Annotated in this window: 19 protein-coding genes; 11 read left to right on the top strand and 8 right to left on the bottom strand. The window is 67.8% G+C overall.

Annotated features, from left to right (window positions below; genetic code table 11):
- The first annotated feature begins 89 nt into the window (after positions 1-89).
- Together GQ57_RS13895 and GQ57_RS13890 are read left to right on the top strand one after the other, a co-directional pair.
- Positions 90-1,253 (top strand): CaiB/BaiF CoA transferase family protein, encoded by a 1,164-nt coding sequence (locus GQ57_RS13895; RefSeq protein ID WP_031402393.1) that lies wholly within the window; start codon positions 90-92, stop codon positions 1,251-1,253.
- A gap of 280 nt (positions 1,254-1,533) precedes the next feature.
- Positions 1,534-2,670 carry an OmpP1/FadL family transporter gene (locus tag GQ57_RS13890; protein ID WP_235215057.1) on the top strand — a complete coding sequence of 379 codons (1,137 nt, stop codon included), beginning with the start codon at positions 1,534-1,536 and terminating at the stop codon, positions 2,668-2,670.
- A 72-nt stretch (positions 2,671-2,742) separates the two neighbouring features.
- On the opposite strand, the gene GQ57_RS13885 is transcribed toward GQ57_RS13890, so the two are convergent.
- Genes GQ57_RS13885 through GQ57_RS13870 form a run of 4 tightly spaced genes read right to left on the bottom strand, consistent with a single transcriptional unit; the run spans position 2,743 to position 5,788 of the window.
- Entirely contained in the window at positions 2,743-3,471 is a 729-nt protein-coding gene (locus tag GQ57_RS13885) for an SDR family NAD(P)-dependent oxidoreductase (protein ID WP_034198125.1), read from the bottom strand.
- A gap of 30 nt (positions 3,472-3,501) precedes the next feature.
- A complete protein-coding gene (locus GQ57_RS13880; protein ID WP_034198124.1) occupies positions 3,502-4,146 on the bottom strand; it encodes a glutathione S-transferase family protein in 645 nt (214 codons plus the stop codon).
- A gap of 43 nt (positions 4,147-4,189) precedes the next feature.
- Positions 4,190-4,936: an SDR family NAD(P)-dependent oxidoreductase gene (locus GQ57_RS13875; RefSeq protein WP_031402397.1), complete on the bottom strand. Its 747-nt coding sequence runs from the start codon at positions 4,934-4,936 to the stop codon at positions 4,190-4,192.
- Positions 4,937-4,981: 45 nt separating this feature from the next.
- Complete coding sequence (locus tag GQ57_RS13870) at positions 4,982-5,788, bottom strand: SDR family NAD(P)-dependent oxidoreductase (protein ID WP_321029208.1); 807 nt, start codon at positions 5,786-5,788, stop codon at positions 4,982-4,984.
- Positions 5,789-5,881: 93 nt separating this feature from the next.
- On the opposite strand from GQ57_RS13870, the gene GQ57_RS13865 reads away from it, so the two are divergent.
- A complete protein-coding gene (locus GQ57_RS13865) occupies positions 5,882-6,775 on the top strand; it encodes a LysR family transcriptional regulator (RefSeq protein ID WP_034198123.1) in 894 nt (297 codons plus the stop codon).
- 284 nt (positions 6,776-7,059) lie between these two features.
- On the opposite strand, the gene glmS is transcribed toward GQ57_RS13865, so the two are convergent.
- Together glmS and GQ57_RS13855 are read right to left on the bottom strand one after the other, a co-directional pair.
- Positions 7,060-8,877: a glutamine--fructose-6-phosphate transaminase (isomerizing) gene (glmS, locus tag GQ57_RS13860; RefSeq protein ID WP_034198122.1), complete on the bottom strand. Its 1,818-nt coding sequence runs from the start codon at positions 8,875-8,877 to the stop codon at positions 7,060-7,062.
- Between the two features lie 49 nt (positions 8,878-8,926).
- Positions 8,927-10,015 (bottom strand): hypothetical protein, encoded by a 1,089-nt coding sequence (locus tag GQ57_RS13855; RefSeq protein ID WP_034198121.1) that lies wholly within the window; start codon positions 10,013-10,015, stop codon positions 8,927-8,929.
- A 1,311-nt stretch (positions 10,016-11,326) separates the two neighbouring features.
- Between GQ57_RS13855 and wecB the strand changes: the two genes are divergently transcribed.
- From wecB to GQ57_RS13825, 6 genes are all read left to right on the top strand, one after another.
- On the top strand, positions 11,327-12,544 hold the full coding sequence (gene wecB, locus GQ57_RS13850) for a non-hydrolyzing UDP-N-acetylglucosamine 2-epimerase (RefSeq protein WP_034198120.1): 1,218 nt from the start codon (positions 11,327-11,329) through the stop codon (positions 12,542-12,544).
- 522 nt (positions 12,545-13,066) lie between these two features.
- Entirely contained in the window at positions 13,067-13,528 is a 462-nt protein-coding gene (locus GQ57_RS13845) for a (2Fe-2S)-binding protein (RefSeq protein WP_034198119.1), read from the top strand.
- Positions 13,525-15,849 carry a xanthine dehydrogenase family protein molybdopterin-binding subunit gene (locus GQ57_RS13840; protein WP_034198118.1) on the top strand — a complete coding sequence of 775 codons (2,325 nt, stop codon included), beginning with the start codon at positions 13,525-13,527 and terminating at the stop codon, positions 15,847-15,849. Before GQ57_RS13845 ends, GQ57_RS13840 begins: the two co-directional genes overlap by 4 nt.
- A 72-nt stretch (positions 15,850-15,921) precedes the next feature.
- On the top strand, positions 15,922-16,689 hold the full coding sequence (locus GQ57_RS13835) for a class II aldolase/adducin family protein (protein WP_031402405.1): 768 nt from the start codon (positions 15,922-15,924) through the stop codon (positions 16,687-16,689).
- 109 nt (positions 16,690-16,798) lie between these two features.
- Entirely contained in the window at positions 16,799-18,628 is a 1,830-nt protein-coding gene (locus GQ57_RS13830) for an acyl-CoA dehydrogenase (protein ID WP_034198117.1), read from the top strand.
- Between the two features lie 151 nt (positions 18,629-18,779).
- The gene (locus GQ57_RS13825; protein WP_034198116.1) at positions 18,780-19,760 is read left to right on the top strand and encodes an NADPH:quinone oxidoreductase family protein; all 981 of its coding nucleotides are present in this window, start codon (positions 18,780-18,782) and stop codon (positions 19,758-19,760) included.
- A gap of 42 nt (positions 19,761-19,802) precedes the next feature.
- Here GQ57_RS13825 and GQ57_RS13820 read toward each other — a convergent pair whose 3' ends face one another.
- Positions 19,803-20,339 (bottom strand): PadR family transcriptional regulator, encoded by a 537-nt coding sequence (locus tag GQ57_RS13820; protein ID WP_031402408.1) that lies wholly within the window; start codon positions 20,337-20,339, stop codon positions 19,803-19,805.
- Between the two features lie 151 nt (positions 20,340-20,490).
- Here GQ57_RS13820 and GQ57_RS13815 point away from each other — a divergent pair, with 151 nt between their 5' ends.
- Both GQ57_RS13815 and GQ57_RS13810 read left to right on the top strand, forming a co-directional pair.
- Positions 20,491-22,515 carry an NADPH-dependent 2,4-dienoyl-CoA reductase gene (locus GQ57_RS13815; RefSeq protein ID WP_034198115.1) on the top strand — a complete coding sequence of 675 codons (2,025 nt, stop codon included), beginning with the start codon at positions 20,491-20,493 and terminating at the stop codon, positions 22,513-22,515.
- 43 nt (positions 22,516-22,558) lie between these two features.
- The gene (locus tag GQ57_RS13810) at positions 22,559-23,008 is read left to right on the top strand and encodes a nuclear transport factor 2 family protein (RefSeq protein ID WP_034198114.1); all 450 of its coding nucleotides are present in this window, start codon (positions 22,559-22,561) and stop codon (positions 23,006-23,008) included.
- Between the two features lie 22 nt (positions 23,009-23,030).
- Here GQ57_RS13810 and GQ57_RS13805 read toward each other — a convergent pair whose 3' ends face one another.
- The gene (locus tag GQ57_RS13805) at positions 23,031-24,098 is read right to left on the bottom strand and encodes an alpha/beta hydrolase family protein (protein WP_034198113.1); all 1,068 of its coding nucleotides are present in this window, start codon (positions 24,096-24,098) and stop codon (positions 23,031-23,033) included.
- Positions 24,099-24,108 lie beyond the last annotated feature (10 nt).

Raw genomic sequence — 24,108 nt, 5'->3', positions numbered from 1 at the left:
GGACGGGGCGCCGAGGCCTGTCCCGTCGCACACGAAAAATGGCGCGAAGTGTGCGCCCGCAGTCATAAACCAGTTTCGGAGACAGCCTGATGAAGCCTTCATTGCTTAGCGGCCTGCGTGTGGTCGACATGACGACGGTCATCTTCGGCCCGTATTGCACGCAGATTCTCGCCGATCTCGGTGCCGATGTGATCAAGATCGAGCCGGATGCCATCGGCGACGCGTCGCGAAATATCGGGAAGTCGGCCAGAACGCCCTACATGGGGCCGCTCCATATGCGCCTCAATCGCGGCAAGCGATCGGTGGTATGGGATCTGAAAAGCAGAGAAGGACGCGACGCGCTCGAACGCCTGCTCGCTACCAGCGACATCCTCATCCACAACATCCGTCCTGACGCCGTCGAGCGTGCACGGCTCGGTTACGAGACCGTGCGGGCATTGCGTCCGGACATCATCTATGTCCATTGCACGGGGTTCGATACCAGCGGCCCGTCAAGCGGACTGCCGGCTTACGACGACATCATTCAGGCGTCGTCGGGCGCAGCATCGTTGCTGCCGCGCGTGGACGGCAACCCGGCGCCGCGATTCCTGCCGATGGCATTCGCGGACAAGGTTTCCGGATTGCATGCGGCCTACGCGACGATGGCGGCCGTGATTCACCGTCTGCGAACGGGCGAAGGGCAATTCGTCGAAGTGCCGATGCTGGAGGCGATGGCGAGCTTCAACCTGCTCGAACACCTGTACGAGCGCACCTTCGATCCGCCGATCGGATCCACTGGCTACGCGCGGCAACTCGACCCGACGCGCCAGCCGATGCGGACGAAGGACGGCTACATCGTGATCGCGCCTTACCAGGACGGCCGATGGCTGCGCTTCCTCGAACTGACGGGCCTGTCGCACGTGACGCAGGAACCGGGGCTGACCACGCTGATGGAGCGGCGCGCGAACGCGGACCGGCTGTATCGGTACATGGCGCAGGTGTTGCCGGAAAGGACGACGGACGAATGGCTTGCGTTGCTGGCCGAAAACAACATTCCGGCCAGTCGCGTGAACACGATCGACGATCTGCTCGACGATCCACAGCTCAACGCGTCGGGGCTGTTCACGCAACGCGAACATCCGAGCGAAGGACGCTATACGGAGGTCGGTCAGCCGGTTCGCTTCTCGGCGGCTGAAAAGACCGTACCGCGACATGCGCCGACGCTCGGCGAGCATACGCAGGAGCTGAATCGCGAGCTGGGATTCGGCGAATAGGCGAGAGGGGCGGATCGAACCAGCCGTACCCGGAGGTGACGCTCCGGGATGGTGGGCGGTTTTGCCGTGCCAGAGCCACATGCGAAGGTGGCGGGGCGGCAGTGGTGTCGAGCGATTCGAACGGCGGGAAAGGGAGCGATTGAAAGTGGATTGACGGAATTATTCCGGTATTTCCGGTTTATTAATAAGTATAACGAAATTAAATGGGTGGAGACAAATGAAGCGATTCAGACGTGCCATGGCGCCGCTTGCGATGTCGTGCGTGCCTTTTGCGATACCCATGTCGGCATGGGGAGCACTCGGTGCGCAGCCGGATTCCTATTCGCCGCTGCTGATGGGGATGGGGGGCGCATCGATTGCCAATCCGGTGGACGCGATCTCGGGCGCCGAGAACCCGGCGAACCTGTCGAAGGTCGGCAATCGGGCCGATTTCGCGACACTGCTGCTGACGACGGATCAGAACAACACATACCTGTCTCCGAAAAACCAGCTGTCCGGACTGAAGTTCTTCGTGATCCCGAGCGGCGGCTTCAATTTCCAGTACGACAGCAAGACGACGTTCGGCGTGGTGGTCTCCGGCGAAGGCGCGGGAGGGTTGTATAACCAGTCGGGCGTACCGGTTCCCGGGTTGAGCCATTCGACGACGATCTTTGTCGCGAACTTCATTTCGCCAACCGTCACGCGCAAACTGACGGACAACCTCGCCGTGGGCGTGTCGCTCAACCTGGTGTCCGCGGCGTTCCTTGCACGCGGCGTCGCGGTGCCCGATGGCCAGCCGATCGCCGCCGACTTGTCCAGCGGATTCTCGCAGTTGCCCGGCCACGGGATGCGCTTCGCCTATGGCGCCGGTTTCAGGCTCGGGGCCCTGTGGGACGTGCTGCCGACCCTGTCCGTCGGCGCAAGCTACACATCGAAGACGGCACTCAGCCGCTTCTCCGGATACAACCGTGATGTGCTCGCGTCGAGCGATGGCCGCGGAGATCTGCCGGAAGAATACGGCGTCGGCGTGTCGTGGCGTCCGACTTCCGCACTCACGCTGGCGGCGGACTACCTCCGCATCAATTGGGGCAACACGCGGGTATTCGGCAATCCGGAGTCGTTCGGCTACAGGAACATCAATGCCGGGCGATTCGGTGCTTCCTACGACATCGACAACCGGTGGACGGTACGCACGGGCTACATGGTATCCGGCCAGTGGTCCGATTCCGCTCACACGATGACCAACGTGCTCGGCCCCGTCACGCAGAACCGGTCGGTCACCGGCGGCTTCACCTGTCACGTCGACAAGACGCAGGACATCAGCTTCTCGTTCGACTACGGGCTGCCGAACAAGGTGTACGGGACCGGGGCTTCCACGGGCACGAACCTCGATACGTCCATCAACTTCTACGCGCTCCAGTACTCCAGGAAGTTCTGAGCATTCGTGTAGCGAGTCACGCGGAATGAAGAGAACCGTTCCAAGGAGTATGGGTTTTGACCATGGCGTCGATCAAATCTGCGCCCTGCCGCCATCGACGAAGAGTTCGATACCGGTCACGAAGCTGGAGTCGTCGGAGGCGAGAAACAGCGCGGCCCTGGCGACTTCGTCGGCTTCGCCCATGCGTCCCATCGGAATCGTGGACACCATCCTCGCGATGAGATCCACCGGCTGGCCGTCCATGATCGGCGTGTCGATCGGGCCGGGGCTGAGGACGTTCGAGCGAATGCGGCGGTCCTTCAGTTCCACGCTCCAGGCACGGACGAAGTTCCGTATCGCGGCCTTGCTCGCGCCGTACACGCCGAAGGCAGGCGTGCCTTTCATGCTCGCCACCGAGCCCGTGAGAATGATGGATCCGCCGTCGTTCAGCAGCGGCAATGCCTTCTGCACCGTGAACAGCGTTCCTTTGACGTTGATGTCGAATATCGTGTCGAAATGCTCCTGCGTGATGTGTCCCAGTGGAGCGAAGCCGCCGACGCCGGCATTGGCGAAGACGATGTCGATCCGGCCTTTCGCGCCGACGGTTTCGTAGAGGCGATCGAGGTCGGACATGTTCGCAATGTCGCCCTGAACGCCGGTGACGTGGCTGCCGATTTGCGCCACGGCCTCGTCGAGTTCCTTCTGGCGGCGGCCCGTGATGAAGACATGGGCCCCTTCGCTGACGAAGCGTTTCGCCGTGGCCAGACCGATGCCCGTCGTGCCGCCCGTGATGACCGCGATTTTTCCGTCGAGTTTGTTCATCGATGCAACTCCAGTGATCGTCGAGAGGCGTTACGCTGCCGCGCTGGGGCGGCTCGATATCGCGTCGTACCAGCGCTGGAGCGCGGCCTGGTCGGTTGACGGGGACAGCCCCAGCGACCTGGCGAAGTCGACGGCCACCAACGCAGTGATGTCCGCCACCGAATAGCGCGCGCCGGCCACGAACGGCGTCTGCTCCAGCCGCCGATTCAGGTCGGCGAAGAAGTCCCGTACTCGCAGGACGCTGCGCTCGACCAGCGCCGGAATCTGCTCGTAGTCGTGGGGGCCGGCAATGGCGCGGCCCTTCAAGCCGGCCAGTTTGTTTCGGATGCCTTCCATCACGGGCGCGAAGCCTTCCAGCTCGGCACGCCGCTCCCACATCGCGATCAGCGCCTTGTCCGTCGGCGTCGTGCCCGTCAACGGCGTGTCGGGAAAGGCTTCGTCGAGATAGCGCATGATGACCGGCACTTCGCCGATGGCGGTGCCGTCCTCCAGCACGAGGGTCGGCACCACCCGGCGCGGATTGATTGCCCGGTAGGCATCCGAATGTTGTTCGCCGTTGCCGAGATCGACGGCGACGAGCGGGACGTCCAGGCCTTTCTCGGCGAGGAGAATCCGTATCCGCCGCGAATTCGGCGAGGCGGGAGCGTGGTAAAGCTTCAGCGTATCGGGCGTCATCGCGATATACCCATGGAGTCGTGAACGAGGAGGTGAGGGCGGCTCAGAGCCTGGAGCCGCCGTCGACGTTGACGGTGTCGCCGGTGATCCAGCGTGCGTCGTCGGATGCCAGGAAGGCGACCACCGGAGCGATGTCCTCCGGCTGGGCCAGACGCTTGAGCGCCTGCATGCCGAGCGTGACCTCGCGGCCGGCATCGGTCCTGGCGAAACTGGACATGTCCGTTTCGACCACGCCGGGGGCGACGGCGTTGACGCGCACGCCGCACGGCCCCAGGGCCGTGGCGAAGTGCTTCACCAGGGTATCGACGGCGCCCTTGGTGGCCGCATAGGCGGACAGCGTGCCGACCGAGGCGTGGGCGGCCAGCGAAGACGTGAAAACGATGCTGCTGCCCGTGCACAAGACCGGCATCAACTGCTGCACCAGGAAGAACGGCGCGCGGACGTTGACGGCGAAGAGGCTGTCGAAGTCCTCGATCGTGGTGTCCTCGATGCTCGCCGCCCGGGATATGCCGGCGTTGGCCACCAGGATGTCGAGACGGCCGCCGACCGTCTCGCGGACCTGGCCGGCCAGCGCGTGCGGGCCGTCCGCCTGCCGCAAGTCGGCGCCGACTTTTCCGGCGCGGCCGCCGAGCGCGCGGATTTCGGCGACGACGGCATCGGCCTCCTGCTCGCCGCGGCTGTAGTGAACCAGCACCTGCGCACCGGCCCGTGCGAGGGCCAGGGCGATTGCGCGGCCGATGCCGCGCGAGGCTCCCGTGACGAGAGCGGTCTTTCCGGAGAGATTAGTCATGATCGCAACGCTTGCTCGAAGGATGGATGGGGGCGCGCGGCGCGTTCACGCGTTCATGCCGCCGTCGACGGTCAGATTCGCACCGGTGATGTAGGACGATTCCGGGCCGGCGACGAACGACACCGCCGCGGCGATCTCGTCCGCCCGGCCGTAGCGATCGAGCGCGGTCGCGGCCTTTTGCGGTACGGCCCAGTCGCCCGAGGCGGGATTCAGGTCGGTATCGATCGGGCCCGGCTGAACGTTGTTGACCGTAATGCCCCGGCGTCCGACTTCCCGGGACAGCGCCTGGGTGAACATCTTCACGGCGGCCTTGGTGGCGGCGTAAGGCACCAGCCCGGGCGCAACGGCACGCTCGCCGACCGCCGAGCCGATCATGATGATGCGTCCGCCGTCGCTCATGTGCTTCAGCGCGGCGCGGGTGGTGGCGAACACGCCGCGGACGTTGATGTCGAGGACGCGGTCCATTTCCTCGAGCGTGGTGTCCTCGAACGTCTTCGGAATGGCCGTGCCGGCATTGTTCACCAGCACGTCCAGCCGGCCGAGGGTTGCCACCGCCTGGTCGACCGCGCGCGTGACGGCCGCGGCGTCCGCCGCGTCGGCCTGGATCGCCAGCGCCTTGCCGCCGTCGGCTTCGATTGCCTTGACCACGGCGTCCGCCGCGGCGGCGTCCCGGGCGTAGGTGATGGCGACGCTCGCGCCGTCCGCCGCGAGGCGCCTGGCGATCGCCGCGCCTATGCCCCGCGAGCCGCCCGTTACGAGTGCTACCTTGTTCGTCAGCGTGTTCATTGTCTTGCTCCTGATGATCGTTCGATCGAAAACATCGTTCAGGATCAGCAGCTTGCCGGTTGGCATGCGTGCTTCCATGGATGTCAATGTAGGCGGGTATTCCGGTCCTGAAAAATACCTTGTAAGCTGAGGGGCATAACTTAAAAGCATGGATAGGCGATGGAACTCCGGCATCTGCGTTACTTCATAGGCGTGGCCGAGGAAGGCAGCCTGACGACCGCCGCCGAGCGGCGCCTGCACGTTTCCCAGCCGGCGCTGAGCCGGCAGATTCGCGATCTGGAGTACGAGGTGGGCGTCGAACTGCTGACGCGCAGCATTCACGGCGTCGAACTGACCGCCGCGGGGAAGGTCTTCCTCGACCATGCCCGCCTGGCACTGGCGCAGGTCGCGGCCGGCGTGGAGGGCGCGCGCCGTGCCGCGCAGCCGGCCAGGAAGACCTTCGCGATCGGCTTCCAGACCGGGCACGAGATGAACTGGCTGCCCCGGGTGATGCATGTGCTGCGCGACGAACTGCAGAACATCGAGGTCAACGTGTCGAGCGACTATTCGCCCGATCTGGCCGAGGCGCTCGTTCGCGGCCGGATCGACGTGGCCTTCATGCGCGTCGAACCCGGATTCGATCTGGGCTACGAGGTTGTCGATCACGAGCCGCTCATCGTCCTGATGCCGAGCGATCATCGGCTCACCGCCAGGGAAGCGATTCATCCGCGCGATCTGGTCGGGGAGATCTTCATCGGCGGCTCCAACAAGGCGGGCGTGCTGCACGACGTCACGATGGAATACCTGCGCCGCTCGGGAGTCGACATCACGCTCGACCACCACGTCGACAACATGGCAATGGCCATGTCCCTCGTGGCTTCCACGCGCGGGCTCGCCCTGATGCCCGCCTATGCCAGGGATCTGTTGCCGTGGTCGGTCGTCAGCCGTCCGCTGGAAGGCGAGGCGCCGACGATCGACGTCGCGGTCGGCTACAGCAAGGCGAACCGCTCGCCGACGCTCAAGCTGTTCCTGTCACGTCTGAACGAATTGCGGGCGTTGAGCGAGAAGCGCTGACAGCGCCTCGCGTGTCATGCTCCGGTGCAAGGCTGCTCATACGGCAATGGGCGAAAAGACGGTGAGCGCGAAGATGGCCGACTACGTCAGGCGGTCGGTGGCGGCGAAGCGCAAGAGCGCGCTGGTGCTGGACGTCATGCAGGGCAAGACGACGTCGCCGAAGCGTTCAGCTTGGCCGCCTGACCCGAGCAGGTTTCGACGGGTGTTACCACCGGCGCACTCCGTCGCCCCGAGCCGATCCGGACTTGAGCCAGCACGCGCGCATCGTCCGGATCTCGACTGCCTCACTCGACCGTCACCGATTTCGCCAGATTCCTCGGCTTGTCGATATCCGCGCCGCGCAAGCATGCCGCGTGATACGCGAGCAACTGCAACGGCACGACGTGCAGGATCGGCGACAGCAACCCGTAGTAATCCGGCATGCGCAGCACCGACACGCCTTCGCCGTTGTCGATCCGCGTATCGGCATCGGCGAACACGTAAAGCTGCCCGCCGCGCGCCCGCACCTCCTGCATGTTCGACTTCAGCTTCTCGAGCAGCGCGTCGTTGGGCGCGATCGTCGCGACGGGCATCGTGTGGGTGACGAGCGCCAGCGGCCCATGTTTCAGCTCGCCGGCGGGATACGCCTCCGCATGGATATACGAAATCTCCTTCAGCTTCAGCGCCCCTTCGAGCGCGATCGGATAATGCAGGCCGCGCCCGAGAAAAAGCGCATTCTCGTGCTGCGAGAATTCCGCCGCCCAGCGCTCGATCTGCGGTTCGAGCGCGAGCACGTCTTCGAGCGCGCCGGGCAGCCGTCGCAGCTGCGTCGCATGGCGCGCGAGCTGCGCATCGTCGACGTAGCCGCGCAGCCGTCCGAGCGTGACCGCGAGAATGAACAGCGCGACGAGCTGCGTCGTGAACGCCTTGGTCGACGCGACGCCGATTTCCGGGCCGGCCCGCGTGAGGAAGCGCAGGCGGGTCTGGCGCATCATCGCGCTGGTCGGCACATTGCAGATCGCCAGCGTGTCGATATGGCCGAGCGCCTGCGCATACTTGAGGGCGGCCAGCGTATCGGCGGTCTCGCCGGATTGCGACACGCTCACCACCAGCGTGTTCGGCAGCGCGAGCGCATCGCTGTAACGGTATTCGCTGGCGATCTCGACCTGCGCGGGCACGCGTGCGATCGTTTCGAGCCAGCGGCGCGCGGTCAGGCCGGAATAGTGACTCGTGCCGCACGCGAGAATCAGGACATTGTCGATCTGCCGGAACGCCCGCGCGGCGTCCGGGCCGAATACGGCCGGATCGAACAGCCCGGCGTCCGGGATGGTCGCGGCCACGGCCTGCGGTTGCTCGAAGATCTCCTTCTGCATGAAATGCCGGTACGGCCCGAGTTCGACCGCGCCCTGCTCGGACGAGATGGTCTGTACCGCGCGCTCGACCGGCGCGCCGCCGCGATCGAGCACCCGTACGCCGCCCGGCGTCAGCTCGACGATGTCGCCTTCCTCGAGAAAGATGAAGCGGTCGGTGATGCCGGCAAGCGCGAGCGCGTCGGACGCGAGAAAGCATTCGCCGTCCTTCACGCCGACGACGAGCGGCGAGCCGGCGCGCGCGCCGATCAGCCGCTGCGGCTCGTGCTTGCTGAACACGGCGATCGCGTAGGCGCCGTGCAGCTGCGCCGTCGCGGCGCGCACGGCGGCGAGCAGGTCGCCGCGATACTGGCTGTGGATCAGGTGGGCGACGACTTCGGTGTCGGTCTGGCCGTCGAATTCGTAGTGTTCGTCGGAAAGTTGCTTGCGCAACGTCTCGTGGTTCTCGATGATGCCGTTGTGCACGAGGGCGATCTCGTCGCGCGAGAAGATCGGATGCGCGTTGCAGGTGGCCGGGGCGCCGTGCGTCGCCCAGCGCGTATGCGCGATGCCGGTGCTCCCGGTCAGGCCGGCGGTGCGCACGTGCGCGTCGAGGTCGGCAACGCGCGACACGCTGCGCTCCCGGCGCGCCTGGCCGTCGACGACCGTCGCGACGCCGCACGAATCGTAGCCGCGATACTCGAGGCGACGCAAACCTTCAATCAGAATCGGGACGATGTCCCGTTGCGCGACCGCGCCGACGATGCCACACATGACACGTCTCCTTCCCGTTCAATCATCATGGACCGCGCGCACCGTTGCATCAGTGCGATGCGGTTGCCGTTGCCGACACCGTCGTGAATCCGCATCGAGCGGGTGCGACGGGCGGGGCTGTCCGGCTCTCGAATGCCAGATAGAGCGTCTCCTCCAGTACGTTCCAGTGCGCGCCCTGCCGGTACGTGCCCGACCGCGCATGCCAGCAGGCCATCGTGTTCCCGTCGTTCATCTTGAGCGCGACCAGCCCGATCAGGCTCCACGGGTAATCGGCGTCGGCGAGTTGCGGCCAGCGCTTGCCGTATCTCCGCATCCACTGCGCGTAGATCTCCTCGTTGGAGAGTTCGGGGACCTGGATGTCCGACAGGAGCGGGAGAATCTGGGCGACTTTCGCCGGATAAAGACTCGTCTCGCCAACCTGCTGCGTGCTGGCGCGAAAGCCGGATTGCCGGCCGCGCCAGAACACCTTCAGGATCGACGCCGCGAGCCGGTCGGCGCGCTGGCTCCAGGGGCGTGCGTGGGCGTAGTCGGCACGCCGGACGTAGTAGGTCGACAGTGCGAGGAACGCGCTGTGCACCTCGACGTTGTCCATCAGCCACGCGACCTGCAGGGACGAGGAGACCCGATAGACGCCGGAGGGTTTGTCGAACAGCGTGTCCAGATGTTCGCCCGCGCGGTTCAGGCTGAGTTCCCACGCGGCAGGCAGGCCTTCGGGGGGCGCGAAGCGGGCGAGCAGTTCGATCCAGGTGGCCATCACGGCATCGTCGGTTTCCGCTTCGGCGCATGCGCTGTACTGGTCGTTCTTCACGCAGTAGCGCGCGAAGCTGCCGTCGTCGCGCTGGCGCGGCATCAACCAGGCGATCCAGGCGAGGGCCGCCGCCCGGGTGTCGAGTTGCGCGTCGGACGCGGCGAGCAGCGCCTTCGCGGCGAAGTAAGGATCGATGCCGGCGCCGTTCGCGCGGACGGTGATCGCACCGTCGGCGCGTTGATACGGTCCGTCGAGCCGGAGTTCGGCGGCGTTCGCGAGCAGTGCGAAGCCGCACGCGGCGATGCAGCAGGCGATGTGCCACAGGCGGCACGGCGAGACGGCGGCCGCCACGCGCACGTGTGCGGGCGGGAACAGCTCGGGCCGGGTCATGTTCTTGGTCGCCTGCGCGGCGGTCCTGTGCAATCGTCGCCGCGCGCGGCGTTGGCCGCGTCGCGCCCGGCGGGCGTGTCGATGTCGTGGCTCGGTTCACCCTGGAGCCGGTGAGCACGAGGCTGGAGCCGATAGGCGCGCGCACGAACCGGTTCTGCACATGCGAGCCCGAAAACGGCCCGCGGATCGCGCGTATCTCGACGGGGCGCGGCGACACGTCGAACGTGCAGGAACGCTTGCCCTTCGTTCCCGGCGGACGCGTCGTCATCCGGCTTCGTTGCTTCGGTGTTCCCGTCCGTCCGCTGTCGTGCGCGTGCGTCGGGGCTTGCCTGTGCGTGATGAAGCAAGGCGTGAGCCATCGGTCGCGATGCCGCGCGCAGCAAGGATCGGGGCGCGGGCCGGGCGTGCGGCCCGCGCGGCGGCGGCGCATTTTGATTCATCGAAGAATCAGCTTGCACATGCGTCGAGCGACCGTGCACGACCGGCTTCGTTTGCCGCGTGCGCGATGTGCCGGGCGATTCGTCTGCCGAACCGGTGCCGCCTTGTCGGCGCGGCCTGGCGTCGCGATGCGTCGCGCGCCGTTCGTTGCGTGTGCATCGGCCCGGATGCGAGCGCATGGCGTGCCGTGGCACGCATCGGATGAACCGGACTCCGATGCAACCGGCCCGTTCGCGAGCCGCGTTACACATTCGCAACATTTCCCGCCCCGTTAATTCGTGCGACGTGAACGACGTTGCATGTCCGGCCAAAGCGATGGAAGGGCGGTCGCTCGCACGCTGCGCACTGCACTGACGAAAGCTGTGAATCGAGACGACGCAACGCCTCTCGGCGGATTCGTGACGGACGACGCGCAGCGTGTGCCGGACGTGCATGCGCGATTCGTCCGACGACGTTGTCGAACGAATGGTGCGATCGCCCGGATGTCCGTCTGTATCGCGCTTGCGCGTCGATGCAGCGCGCGTAGCAGTTGTGAAACGTTCCGCCGCGCGCTGCGAGTACGGCCCGTGTGCGGCATGAACGGGGCGCGGGCACAGGGCGGCTGGTTTGAATATTGCTGTAGTGGAAGGGGCGTGACGAACAGGCGCGATGCCCGATGCAGCGAGGCGCCACGCCCGATTCGACCGATCAAATGCAACGGGACGCCGGTGATACGACGATTCGCGCGACGCAGTCCGCGCGGACAGGATGGCGCGCTCGCTCCGCGACACGACAACGTGTCGACCGGGTGCGGGTACGGGAGGCGCCGCCTGAATACATGCTTCGCGCCACGAGCGGGGTCGTTCGGTGCGCGGCGGCTTAACGAGGATAACGATGAAAAAGATTCTGATTGTGTTCGGGACCCGCCCGGAGGCCATCAAGATGGCGCCGCTGGTGCGCGCGCTGAAGGCGCAGGCGGATGTCGACGCCAGGGTGTGCGTCACCGCGCAGCATCGGCAAATGCTCGATCAGGTGCTGACGCTGTTCGACATCAAGCCCGACTACGATCTCAACGTAATGCGGCAAAGCCAGACGCTGACCGACGTGACGACCGGCATTCTTCAGGCGATCGGCGTCGTCTTCGACGAATTGCGTCCGGACGTCGTGCTGGTGCACGGCGATACGACGACCACGCTCGCGGTGAGTCTCGCGGCGTTCTACCGCTATCTTCCCGTCGGGCACGTGGAAGCCGGTTTGCGCAGCGGCGACATCTGGTCGCCGTGGCCGGAGGAATTGAACCGGCGCGTGACCGATGCGGTGTCGTCGTGGCATTTCGCGCCGACCGGGCAGGCGCGCGACAACCTGCTCAGCGAGGGCGTACCGGGCGGGGCGGTCGTGCTCACGGGCAATACCGTGATCGACGCGTTGCACGAGGTCAAGCGCATGCTGGACTGCACCGCCGCGCTGACGGAGCGGGTCGCCGGGCAGTTTCCGTTTCTCGATCCGTCGCGGCGCGTGGTGCTGATCACCGGCCATCGCCGCGAAAGCTTCGGCGAACCGTTCCTGAATTTCTGCGACGCGCTGTGCCTGCTGGCGAGCCGCTATCGCGATGCGCAGTTCGTCTATCCGCTGCACATGAATCCGAACGTGCGGGAACCGGCGCGCGCCCGGCTCGGCGGCGTGCCGAACATCTACCTGATCGAGCCGCAGGAATATTTATCGTTCGTATTCCTGATGTCTCGCTCGCACTTCATCATCACCGATTCCGGCGGCATTCAGGAAGAGGGGCCCGCACTGGGCAAGCCGGTGCTGGTCACGCGCGAGACGACGGAGCGGCCCGAAGCGATCCAGGCCGGCACCGCTCGGCTCGTCGGCACCGATCCCGAACGGATCGTGCGGGAGGCGTCGCGCCTGTTCGACAGCGAGAGCGCCTACGAGGAAATGGCGCGCGCGAGCAATCCGTACGGCGACGGTCACGCGAGCGAGCGGATCGTCCACGCGCTGATGCGTACGCCCGGGGCGACGACGAAGACGACGAGCTTTTCGATGGGGGGCGCGGATTTGCCGTACAACGCGCTCACGCGCGGGTTGCAGGCGCTGCGCTCGCCGTAAGCGGGGTGGCGCGGCAGCGTTGCCAGGGCCGTACGGTGCGGTCGCACGCGGCCCGGTCCGTCCGCGAGGACGGATGCGCGTTCGTGTGCCCCCCGGAACGCGTTTCCCTTCCTGGTTCGGTCCTCGTCGACCGCCCGTTCCGTCGTGTCGTGCGCCGCACCGGTACGTCGACGGATGCCGGCCCCCGCATCTTCCCGAACGCCCGTCCGGGACGTGGTTTCCCGCCCCCGGGGAGCACTCGCCCCCGAGCGCCGATCGTCCGTCGCGACGCATCCGGCGCGGCGGCACGAACCCGCAACGGTTCGGTTAAAGTTGGAGCCTGACTCGATCCCCCTACGATTCCGGCCCCGGAGGCGATGTCGACGCCGCCCGGGCGGGCGCGCAGGCGGCGCTATCCGGCCGGCGTTCGCTGGCAGTCCGGACAGGGCCGCGTTGCCTGGGCGACGGTTTGCATGCCGCACAATTCGAATCCCCACACGGCGCCCGTTGTGCGACGCGGGCGCCTCGACCAGGAGGTGAACGATGATCACGCTGACCGTCAACGGCAGCGAGCAGCACTTCGACGGCAATCCCGACATGCCGCTGCTCTGGTATCTGCGCGATGTCCTCGGCCACACGGGCACGAAGTTCGGCTGCGGCATGGCGCTGTGCGGCGCGTGTACCGTGCATCTCGACGGCGTCGCGATCCGCTCGTGCATCACGCCCGTCGTGGCGGCGTCCGGCAAGCGCGTGACGACGATCGAGGGCCTGTCGGCCGACCTGACGCACCCGCTGCAGCAGGCGTGGCAGGAACTGAACGTCGCGCAGTGCGGCTACTGCCAGTCCGGGCAGATCATGCAGGCCGCGTCGCTGCTGAAGACGAATCCCCATCCGGGCGATGCCGACATCGACGATGCGATGTCCGGCAACATCTGCCGCTGCGGCACCTACACGCGCATCCGTGCTGCGATCCGGCTGGCGGTGCGGCGCGGAGGTGCCGCATGAGCGCGTCCGACCTCTCCGTTCACAACGAAAGCCGGCGCGCGCTGCTGCTCGGCTTCGCTTCCGGCGGGCTGCTGCTCGCGTTCGGCGTGCCGTCGCTCGCGCGCGCGGCCGCGCCGGTGCAGCCGCCCGTCAGCGCGAATCCGCAGTACGGCGGCGCCGGGATGCCGCACGGGTTGCGCGACGATCCGCACCTGTTCGTCGCGATCGCGCCCGACGGGACCGTCACCGTCACCTGCATCCGCTCGGAGATGGGGCAGGGCGTGCGGACGAGCGTCGCGCTGGTGGTGGCCGACGAACTGGGCGCGGACTGGGCGCGCGTGAAGGTCGAGCAGGCCGTCGGCGACGAGCCGCGCTACGGCAACCAGAATACCGACGGGTCGCGCAGCCTGCGCCAGAGCTTCGCGGCGCTGCGCCGCGCCGGTGCGGCCGCGCGCACGATGCTCGAACAGGCCGCGGCAATCGAATGGGGTGTCGACGTGGCGCGGGTCAAGGCGACGGTGCACGAAGTCGTCGACACGCAGGGCGGGCGCGCGCTCGGCTTCGGCGCGCTCGCGGCGAAAGCGGCCGCGTTGCCGGTGCCGGATACCCGGACCGTCGTGCTGAAGGCGCCCGCCGAATTCCGCTACATCGGCAAGGGCAGGACGGCGCTGATCGACGGGCGCGACATCGTCGGCGGCCGCGCGCGCTACGGAATCGACACGCGGGTCGACGGCATGCTGTACGCGGTCGTCGCGCGGCCGCCGGCCTACGGCGACACGGTGGCGTCCTTCGATGCGTCGGCCGCCGAAAAGCTGCCGGGCGTCGTCAAGGTCGTGCAGCTCGCGTCGACGCCGCTGCCGTCCGGCTTCCAGCCGCTCGGCGGCGTGGCCGTCGTCGCGCGCGATACGTGGACGGCGATCCAGGCGCGCGCGCAACTGAAGGTGGACTGGCGGCGCGGGCCCCACGCGACCTACGATTCGGCCGCGTATCGCAAGACGCTCGAAGCCGCGGCCGCGCAGCCGGGCGACGTGATCCGCAACGACGGCGACGCGGCGGCGGCGCTCGCCGGCGCTGCGACGCGCGTGCGCGCGACGTACTACATCCCGCATCTCGCGCACGCGACGATGGAGCCGCCGGCGGCCGTCGCGCGCGTGGCCAACGGCCGCTGCGAGGTGTGGACCTGCACGCAGGCGCCGCAAACCACGCGCGACGAGGTCGCGAAGGCGCTCGCGTTGCCGGCGGAGCGCGTGACGGTCAACGTGACGCTGCTCGGCGGCGGTTTCGGCCGCAAGTCGAAGCCCGACTACGTGGTGGAAGCCGCGCTGCTGTCGAAGGCGGTCGGCGCGCCCGTGAAGCTGACCTTCACGCGCGAGGACGACATCGCGCACGACTATTTCCATGCGGTGTCGCTCGAAGCGTTCGACGGCGGGATCGATGCGGCGGGGAAGGTGGTCGCGTGGCAGCATCGCACGGTCGCGCCGTCGATCCAGTCGACGTTCCGCGCGGGTGTCGTGCACGAGCAGCCCGGCGAACTCGCGCAAGGGATCGCGGACCTGCCGTTCGCGATTCCGAACGTACGGATCGAGAACCCGGCCGTGGAAGCGCACACGCGGATCGGCTGGTTCCGCTCGGTCTACAACATCCCGCACGCGTTCGGGATCCAGAGCTTCGTGTCGGAGCTGGCGCATGCGGCCGGCCGCGATCCGAAGGATTTCCTGCTCGAACTGATCGGGCCCGCGCGGCGCTTCGAGCCGCACATCACGGTGAAGAACGTGAACTACGGCGAGGACCCGGCGCTGTATCCGGTCGATACCGGGCGGTTGCGGCGGGTGGTCGAGACGGTCGCGCGCGAAGCCGGCTGGGGGCGCAAGCTGCCGAAGGGGCGCGGGCTCGGGATCGCCGCGCATCGCAGCTTCGTGTCGTACACGGCGGCGGTGTGCGAGGTGCAGGTCGATGCGGACGGCAGGATCGCGGTGCCGCGCGTCGACATCGCGATCGACTGCGGGCCGCAGGTCAATCCGGAACGCGTCCGCTCGCAGCTCGAGGGCGCCGTCGTGATGGGGCTCGGCATTGCGCTGCACGGCGAGATCACGTTCAAGGACGGCCATCCGGAGCAGGGCAACTTCAACGGCTTCCAGGTGCTGAGAATGAACGAGGCGCCGCGCGAGATCCGCGTGCATCTCGTCGCGCCGGACGATTTCGCGGCGCCGCTCGGCGGCGTGGGCGAACCGGGCCTGCCGCCCGTCGCGCCGGCGCTGACCAACGCGATTTTCGCGGCCACCGGCACGCGCATCCGCACGCTGCCGGTGGGCGGTCAACTCGCGAAGCCGCAGGCGAGTTGACGCACAATAGGCGCCACGCCGGTCCGCATCGTGCGGCCCGGCCCGCATCAACCCCCGAACAAGGAGCGTGACGTGGCCTTATCCGATGTCAGTGTGAAGCAGTCGGTTTCCCCCGCCGAATGGAATGCACGGGTCAATCTGGCGGCCGCCTATCGCCTCACCGCGATGTTCGGCTGGGACGATCTGGTGTTCACCCATATCTCCGCGCGCGTGCCCGGCCCGGAACATCATTTCCTGATCAACCCGTACGGCATGATGTTCGACGAGATCACGGCGTCGTCGCTGGTGAAGGTCGATCTCGACGGGCGCAAGGTGTCGGAATCGCCGTACGAGATCAACCCGGCCGGCTTCACCATTCACAGCGCGGTCCACGCGGCGCGCGACGACGCGCTGTGCGTGATGCATACGCATTCGATCAACGGCGTCGCCGTGTCGGCGCAGGACGCGGGCTTGCTGCCGCTGTCGCAGCAGTCGCTCGGCGTGCTGGCGTCGCTCGGCTACCACGACTACGAAGGCATCGCGCTCAACGAGGACGAGAAAGCGCGCCTCGTGCGCGACCTCGGCGGCAACACCAACCTGATGCTGCGCAACCACGGGCTGCTGACCGTCGGCGCGACGCCGGCCGACGCGTTCGTCGCGATGTACTTCTTCGAAGCGGCCTGCATGATCCAGGTCCGCGCGCAGGCCGGCGGCTCGGCGCTGCGGCCGATCGCGCAGCCGATTCTCGACGGCATCCGGCAGCAGATCGCCGCGGTCACGCGCGGGATGGGGGCCGGCGCGCTCGTCTGGCCCGGACTGCTGCGCCGGCTCGACCGGCATCATCCCGGCTACGCGGACTAGCTCGACCGTCGTTGTCGTTTGCGAACGACCGTGCTAAATTCGTGCCGGCATAGGCAGTCACGCAACCCTTCATTCGGCTGACGAAGCCGGCACCCCGGGAGGCAGCACGATGAGCTTGTTGATGTCGCGACGCGATCTCGCGTTCCTGCTGTATGACTGGCTCGACGCCGAAGCGCTCGCCGCGCTGCCGCGTTACGCGGAGCACGGTCGGGAGACTTTCGACGCGGTGCTCGACACCAGCGAGCGGATGGCGGAGGCGCTGTTCGCGCCGCATGCGGCGCGCGGCGATCGCGAGGAGCCGCATTTCGACGGCGAACGCGTGACGCTGATCCCGGAGGTCGCACCGGCGGTGCGGGCCTTCGCGGACGCCGGGCTGATCGCCGCGGGCCATGACGAGGCGCTCGGCGGCATGCGGTTGCCGAAGCTCGTCGAAGCCGCGTCGTTCCTGTACTTCCAGGCCGCGAACATCGCGACGGCCGCGTATCCGTTCCTGAGCGCCGCCAACGCGAACCTGCTCGTCGCGCATGGCAGCGGCGCGCAGATCGATGCGTTCGCCCGCCCGGAGCTGGAAGGGCGCTTTCTCGGCACGATGTGCCTGTCCGAGCCGCAAGCCGGCTCGTCGCTGTCCGACATCGCGACGCGCGCGGATTTCGAATGCGACTCGCCGCTCGGCCCGCGCTATCGGCTGACCGGCAACAAGATGTGGATTTCGGGCGGCGAACACGAGCTGTCCGAGAACATCGTCCATCTCGTGCTCGCGAAGATTCCCGACGAACACGGCCGCTTGCAGCCCGGTACGCGCGGCATCTCGCTGTTCATCGTGCCCAAGTACCTGCCGGGCGCCAGCGAAGGCGCGCGGGGCGAGCACAACGACGTGGTGCTCGCCGGGCTGAACCACAAGATGGGCTATCGCGGCACGACCAACTGCCTGCTGAACTTCGGCGAAGGCACGCGCTACCGTCCGGAAGGGCGGGCAGGCGCGATCGGCTATCTGATCGGCAAGCCGAACCACGGCCTCGCGTACATGTTCCACATGATGAACGAGGCGCGCATCGGGGTCGGCGCGGGCGCGGTGGCGCTCGGCTACACCGGTTATCTGCACGCGCTCGACTACGCGCGCAGCCGGCCCCAGGGGCGTCCGCTCGGGCCGGCCGGCAAGGATGCGGCGGCGCCGCAGGCGCCGATCGTCGCGCATCCCGACGTGCGTCGCATGCTGCTCGCGCAGAAGTCCTACGTCGAGGGCGGTCTCGCACTGATCCTGTATTGCGCGAAGCGGGTCGACGAGGTCCGTGCGCATGAAGACCCGGAGGTGCGCGCCGAAGCCGGGCGCCTGCTCGACATCCTGACGCCGATCGCGAAAAGCTGGCCGTCGCAGTGGTGTCTCGCCGCGAACGACCTCGCGATCCAGGTGCACGGCGGCTACGGCTATACGCGCGACTACGCGGTCGAGCGGCTCTACCGCGACAACCGCCTGAATCCGATTCACGAAGGCACGCACGGGATCCAGGCGCTCGACCTGCTGGGCCGCAAGGTCACGCAGGACGATGGCGCGCTGCTGCGCGCGCTCGACGCGCGGATCGAGGCAACCGTCGAACGCGCGCGGGCGCCGGATGCCGGCACGCGCGAGTTTGCCGATGCGCTGGCGCGGCGCTGGGCGCGGCTGGGCGACGTCACGCGGCAGTTGGGCGCGATCGACGAGCCGCCGGCGCGGCTCGCGAACGCGAGCGTCTATCTGGAAGCGTTCGGCCATCTCGTCGTCGCCTGGCTGTGGCTCGACGTGACGCTCGCCGCGCATGGGCACGACGGCGATTTCCACGACGGCAAGCGTGCGGCGGCCCGCTATTTCTTCCGCTGGGAACTGCCGAAGGTGGACGCGCAGCTCGATCTGCTGTCGAGCGTCGACACGACGACGCTCGAGATGCGCGACGCGTGGTTCTGAACGTTGCATCGCCAATCCCCGGGAATGCGGAAGCAGTTCGCCGCTGCCGCTTCCGGCGGTATCGCGTACTTGTCGTGAACCGGCCGCGCGCGGGAGATCCGCAGGCTACATCATCGATGCCCGGCGAGGCCGGGCAAGGAGACGGAAACGCATGAAAGCCCTGTTGTGTAACGCATTCGGCCCGATCGACAGCCTGCGCATCGAGGACGTGCCGCTTCCCGAACCGGCCGCCGGCCAGGTCCGGATCCAGGTGAAGGCGGCGTCGCTCAATTTCCCCGACGCGTTGATCGTCCAGGGGCTGTATCAGGTGAAGCCGGCGCTGCCGTTCGCACCCGGCGCCGAGTTTGCCGGCGTGATCGACGCGATCGGCGAAGGCGTGACCGCGTGGCGGCCGGGCGATGCCGTGGTCGCGTTTACCGGGCACGGCGGGTTCGCGGAGCAGTGCGTGGCCGACGCGCGCCAGATCGCCGCGCTGCCGCCGGGCATGACGTTCGAGCAGGGCTCGGCGCTCGTGCTCGCATACGGCACGTCGCTGCACGCGTTGCAGCAGCGCGCGCGGCTGCAGGCCGGCGAGACGCTGCTCGTGCTGGGCGCGGCGGGCGGTGTCGGGGTCGCGGCGATCGAGATCGCGAAGGCGCTCGGCGCGCGCGTGATCGCGGCGGCGTCGAGCGCGGACAAGCTGGCGCTGTGCCGCGAAGCGGGCGCCGACGACACGATCGACTATGCGACCGAGGACCTGCGCCGCCGCGTGGACGAACTGACCGGCGGGCGCGGCGCCGACGTCGTCTACGATCCGGTGGGCGGGGCCTATAGCGAAGCGGCGCTGCGTGCGACCGCGTGGCGCGGCCGGTTCCTGGTGGTCGGCTTCGCGGCCGGGGAGATCCCGAAGATCGCGCTGAACCTCGCGCTGCTCAAGGAGCGCGACATCCTCGGCGTGTTCTGGGGCGACGCGGTGCGGCGCGATCCCGCGCAGCATGCCGCGAACATGCGCCAGCTTGCCGAATGGTTCGCGGCGGGCAAGGTACGGCCCGCGATCACCGAGCGGGTGGCGCTGGCCGGTGCGGCCGACGCGATCGCGCGCATGGCGAACCGGCAGGTGAAGGGCAAGGTGGTGATCCTGCCCGGCGCGTGATCCTGGCATGCGTCGGGCCGCCGACGCATGCCCGACGCAGGTTCAATCCTTCGGCAGACGCAGCGTGTCGAGCGCGTGCTGCGAAAACTCGACCCAGAAGCGCTCGTTCGCGATGCCGGCCTGCAACACGAGGTGCTGAAGGCGCTTCGCGCGCGAATCGGCCTCCGCCGAAAAATCGCGCGCCTCGATCTGCAGGTACAGATCGAGTTTCTCCTGATGAAGGGCGATGCGTCGCCTGATCTCGTCCTCGAGCCCGGCCGGGCCGAGCACCGCTTCCGCCCGCAGACGCACCATCAACGCTTCGCGCAGCGGCGTCGGATCTTCCTGTTCGGCGATCCAGCGCCGCAACTCCTTCTTGCCGGCCGGCAGGATCCGGTACGCGCGTTTGCGGCCGCGCCCCGATTCGGCCGGAAGCGATTCGATCCAGCCCGTTTCCTCCAGGCGGCCCAGTTCGCGATAGATCTGCTGATGGGTCGCCTGCCAGAAATAGCCGATCGAGCGGTCGAAGCGGTCGGCAAGCTCGGACCCCGAACCGGGGCGTTCGGCGAGCGCGGTGAGAAGGGCGTGGGGCAAGGACATGTCGGATCGGAGGCGGCGGCGCAATGCCCCGCATCTTGCCATATCGCGGTCGCGGCGCAAGCACGCAAGCCTGTTTATGCAACATGTTGCATAAACAAATGCGACGAGCTACCATCCGTGCAACTTGTTGCATAAAAAATGGAGACGCCCCATGACTGCCCGCTATCCGCATTTGACGACCCCGCTCGAACTCGGTTTCACGTCGCTCAGGAACCGCGTCTTGATGGGGTCGATGCACGTCGGCCTCGAGGAGGCGCCGAACGGCTTCGAGCGGATGGCGGCGTTTTACGCGGAGCGCGCGCGCGGCGAGGCCGGCCTGATCGTCACGGGCGGCTTCGCGCCGAACGAGCGCGGCCGTCCGGCGCCGGGCGGCGCGATGCTGACGACAGAGGCGGAAGCCGAGCGCCATCGCGTCGTGACGCGCGCGGTGCATGCGGAAGGTGGCAGGATCGCGCTGCAGATCCTGCACTTCGGGCGCTATGCGTATCATCCGGCGCTCGTCGCGCCCAGTGCGCTGAAGGCGCCGATCAACCCGTTCACGCCGCATGCGTTGAGCGGCGATGAAGTCGACGAGACGATCGCTGATTTCGTGCGATGCGCGGCGCTGGCGCAGCACGCGGGTTACGACGGCGTCGAGATCATGGGCTCGGAAGGCTACCTGATCAACGAATTCATCGCCGCGCGCACGAACCATCGCGATGACGCGTGGGGCGGCGCCTACGAGCACCGCATCCGCTTCGCGGTCGAGATCGTGCGGCGGGTGCGCGAGCGCGTCGGCGCGAACTTCATCGTCATCTACCGGCTGTCGATGCTCGACCTCGTCGAAGGCGGCTCGACGCTGGCCGAGGTGATCCGGCTCGCGCAGGCGATCGAGGCGGCCGGCGCGACGATCCTCAATACCGGCATCGGCTGGCACGAAGCGCGCATCCCGACCATCGCGACCAAGGTGCCGCGCGCCGCATACGCGTGGGTGACGCGACAACTGAAAGGCAAGGTCGGCATCCCGCTCGTCGCGACCAACCGGATCAATACCCCGGAAGTCGCCGAGCGGCTGCTCGCCGACGGCGATTGCGACATGGTGTCGATGGCGCGGCCGTTCCTCGCCGATGCCGAATTCGTCCGCAAGGCGCGGGAAGGGCGCGCGGACGAAATCAACACGTGCATCGGCTGCAATCAGGCGTGCCTCGACCATACGTTCAGCGGCCGGATCACGTCCTGCCTCGTGAATCCGCGCGCCTGCCACGAAACCGAGCTGGTGATTCGGCCCGCGCAGCAGCGCAAGCGGATCGCGGTGGTCGGTGCGGGGCCGGCGGGCCTCGGCTTCGCGGTCACGGCGGCCGAGCGCGGCCATGCGGTGACGCTGTACGAAGCCGCCGCCGAGATCGGCGGCCAGTTCAACATCGCGAAGAAAGTGCCGGGCAAGGAGGAGTTCAACGAAACGCTGCGCTATTTCCGCCGACAGATCGAACTGCGCGGCATCACGCTGCACGTGAACACGCGCGCAACCGCCGGGATGCTGCTGCAGGGCGGGTTCGACGAAGTGGTGATCGCCACGGGCATCGTGCCGCGCACGCCGCCGATCGACGGCATCGGGCATCCGAAGGCGCTCGGCTATCTCGACGTGCTGCGCGACGGCAAGGCGGTGGGCGACGACGTCGCGATCGTTGGCGCCGGCGGAATCGGCTTCGACGTCGCGGAATACCTCGTTCATCGCGGCGACGGCGAGCGTGCCGACGCGCAGCAGTTTTTTGCCGAGTGGGGCGTCGATCCGTCGTATGCGAACGCCGGCGGCCTGGGTCGGGCGCGGCCCGAACCGGCGGCGCGGCGCGTGCATCTGCTGCAGCGCAAGGCGTCGAAGGTCGGCGACGGGCTCGGCAAGACCACCGGATGGATCCATCGCACGGCGCTGAAGGCGCGCGGCGTCGGGATGTCGTCGTCGGTCACGTACGGGCGCATCGACGACGACGGCTTCCACGTGACGATCGACGGCGTCGAGCAGACGCTGCCGGTGGACCACGTCGTGATCTGCGCGGGGCAGGAGCCGCTGCGCGAACTGGCGGTGCAGCTCGAGGCCGCCGGGCGCAAGGTCCACGTGATCGGCGGTGCGTACGAAGCGGCGGAACTCGACGCGAAGCGCGCGATCCACCAGGGCACGACGCTTGCCGCGACCCTCTGACACCGATCCGGTGTTTTTCCGTCCGACGAGACAGGAGACTTCGATGACGCATTCACCGCAGCACCTTCAACCCGCCGTCGCGAAATCGCTCGACGCGTGGCATGCGATGATCGAGCGCAAGGACTTCGGCGCGCTGGAATCGATCGTTCACCCGAACGCCGTGTTCCGCTCGCCGATGGCGTTCGGGCCGTACGGCCCGGCGCCCGCGCTGCTGATGGCGCTGCGCACGGTGATCACGATCCTCGAGCATTTCACGTATCACCGCCAGTTCGTCACCGACGACGGCCGCAACGTCGTGCTGGAGTTCAGCGCGTCGGTCGGCGACAAGGCGTTGAAGGGGATCGACATGATCCGCTTCGACGACGACGGGCGGATCGTCGAATTCGAGGTGATGATTCGGCCGTTCAATGCGCTGCAGGCGCTCGGCGCGGCGATGGGCGCGCGCCTCGGGCAGCAGTTGCCGGCGTTCAAGGTCGGCGGCGGCGCGCAGTAGCGCGGCCCGCCGCCGCGTCGCGTCACGCGCGCGCCAGCCGCTCGACGAACCAGTCGCACACGAACGCGGTGCGCTCGGACGCGTGGTTGTAGATCGTATGCTCGCCGTCCGGCCAGACCTTCAGCGTCGCATCGCCGGACGTCGCGGCGTCGAGGAACGGCTGCTGGTCGTCGAGCCGGATCAGCGGATCCGCACCGCCGTGCAGGACCAGCAGCGGACACGCGATGCGATCGTGTTCGGGCGAGAAGCGCATGCGCGCGAAGTTCGCCGCGACCGCATCGGGATCGTCGTTGCCGAGCATCGCCGCCGCCTGTTCGACGAACGTGCGGAACGGCAGCAGCGTCGGCGCGGCCAGCGCGCCGTTCACGCAACAGGCCGCGATCCGCCGGTCGCCGGCGGCGGTCGACGCCGCCCACAAGCCGCCGATGCTGTTGCCCCAGATGCCGATCGGCCCGGCCGCGCGGCCGGCCAGATGATCGACGAAGCGCTGGTAGGCGGCGCGTATGTCGACGTCCACGAAGATCCGCTGTTCGAGCCGCGTCTCGCCCTGGCCGGGCCCTTCGGCGAGCAGCGTGGCGATGCCGCGCGCGGCGAGCGCGCGTGCGATCGGCCAGTACGCGAAGCCCCAGCCGCTCTGGCCGCCGAACACGATCACGGTGCCGCGCACGCGTTCGGTCGGCGGTCGCACCAGCCAGCCGATCAGGTGCGCGTCGCCGAACGGGACCTCGACCCGTTCGATCCGCTTGTCCGACCAGCGCGCGAGGCCGTGCGACGCGTCGACGAGCCGCGCATAGAGCGCGCGCTTGCGCGGTTCGTCGTGGTTGAACGCCATCTGCGCGAACAGCAGGTTCGCGATGGCCATCGCCTGCGCGTCGGCGGCCGTGACCAGGTGGCCGGCATCTGCCGCCTGCGCGGCGCGCCTGAGCTGCGCGTCGGCCAGCGCTTCGGCCGCGACGTCCCACGGTTCGCCGGCCGACGTGCGTGCGTGCAGCGCGATCGCGTCCGCGTAGTCCATCCCGCAATCGAGCAGGCGCGTGACGGGCATCGCGCGCTGCAGCGACAGCGCGAACGGTGACAGTTCGGTCGTCATGCGTAAATCT

Origin of the sequence: Burkholderia sp. MSh2 (genome assembly GCF_000731655.1) — a bacterium.
GTDB classification, from domain to species: domain Bacteria; phylum Pseudomonadota; class Gammaproteobacteria; order Burkholderiales; family Burkholderiaceae; genus Burkholderia; species Burkholderia paludis.
The sequence above is the reverse complement of the archived record's forward strand: the minus strand, read 5'-3'. Positions and strand labels throughout refer to the sequence as shown.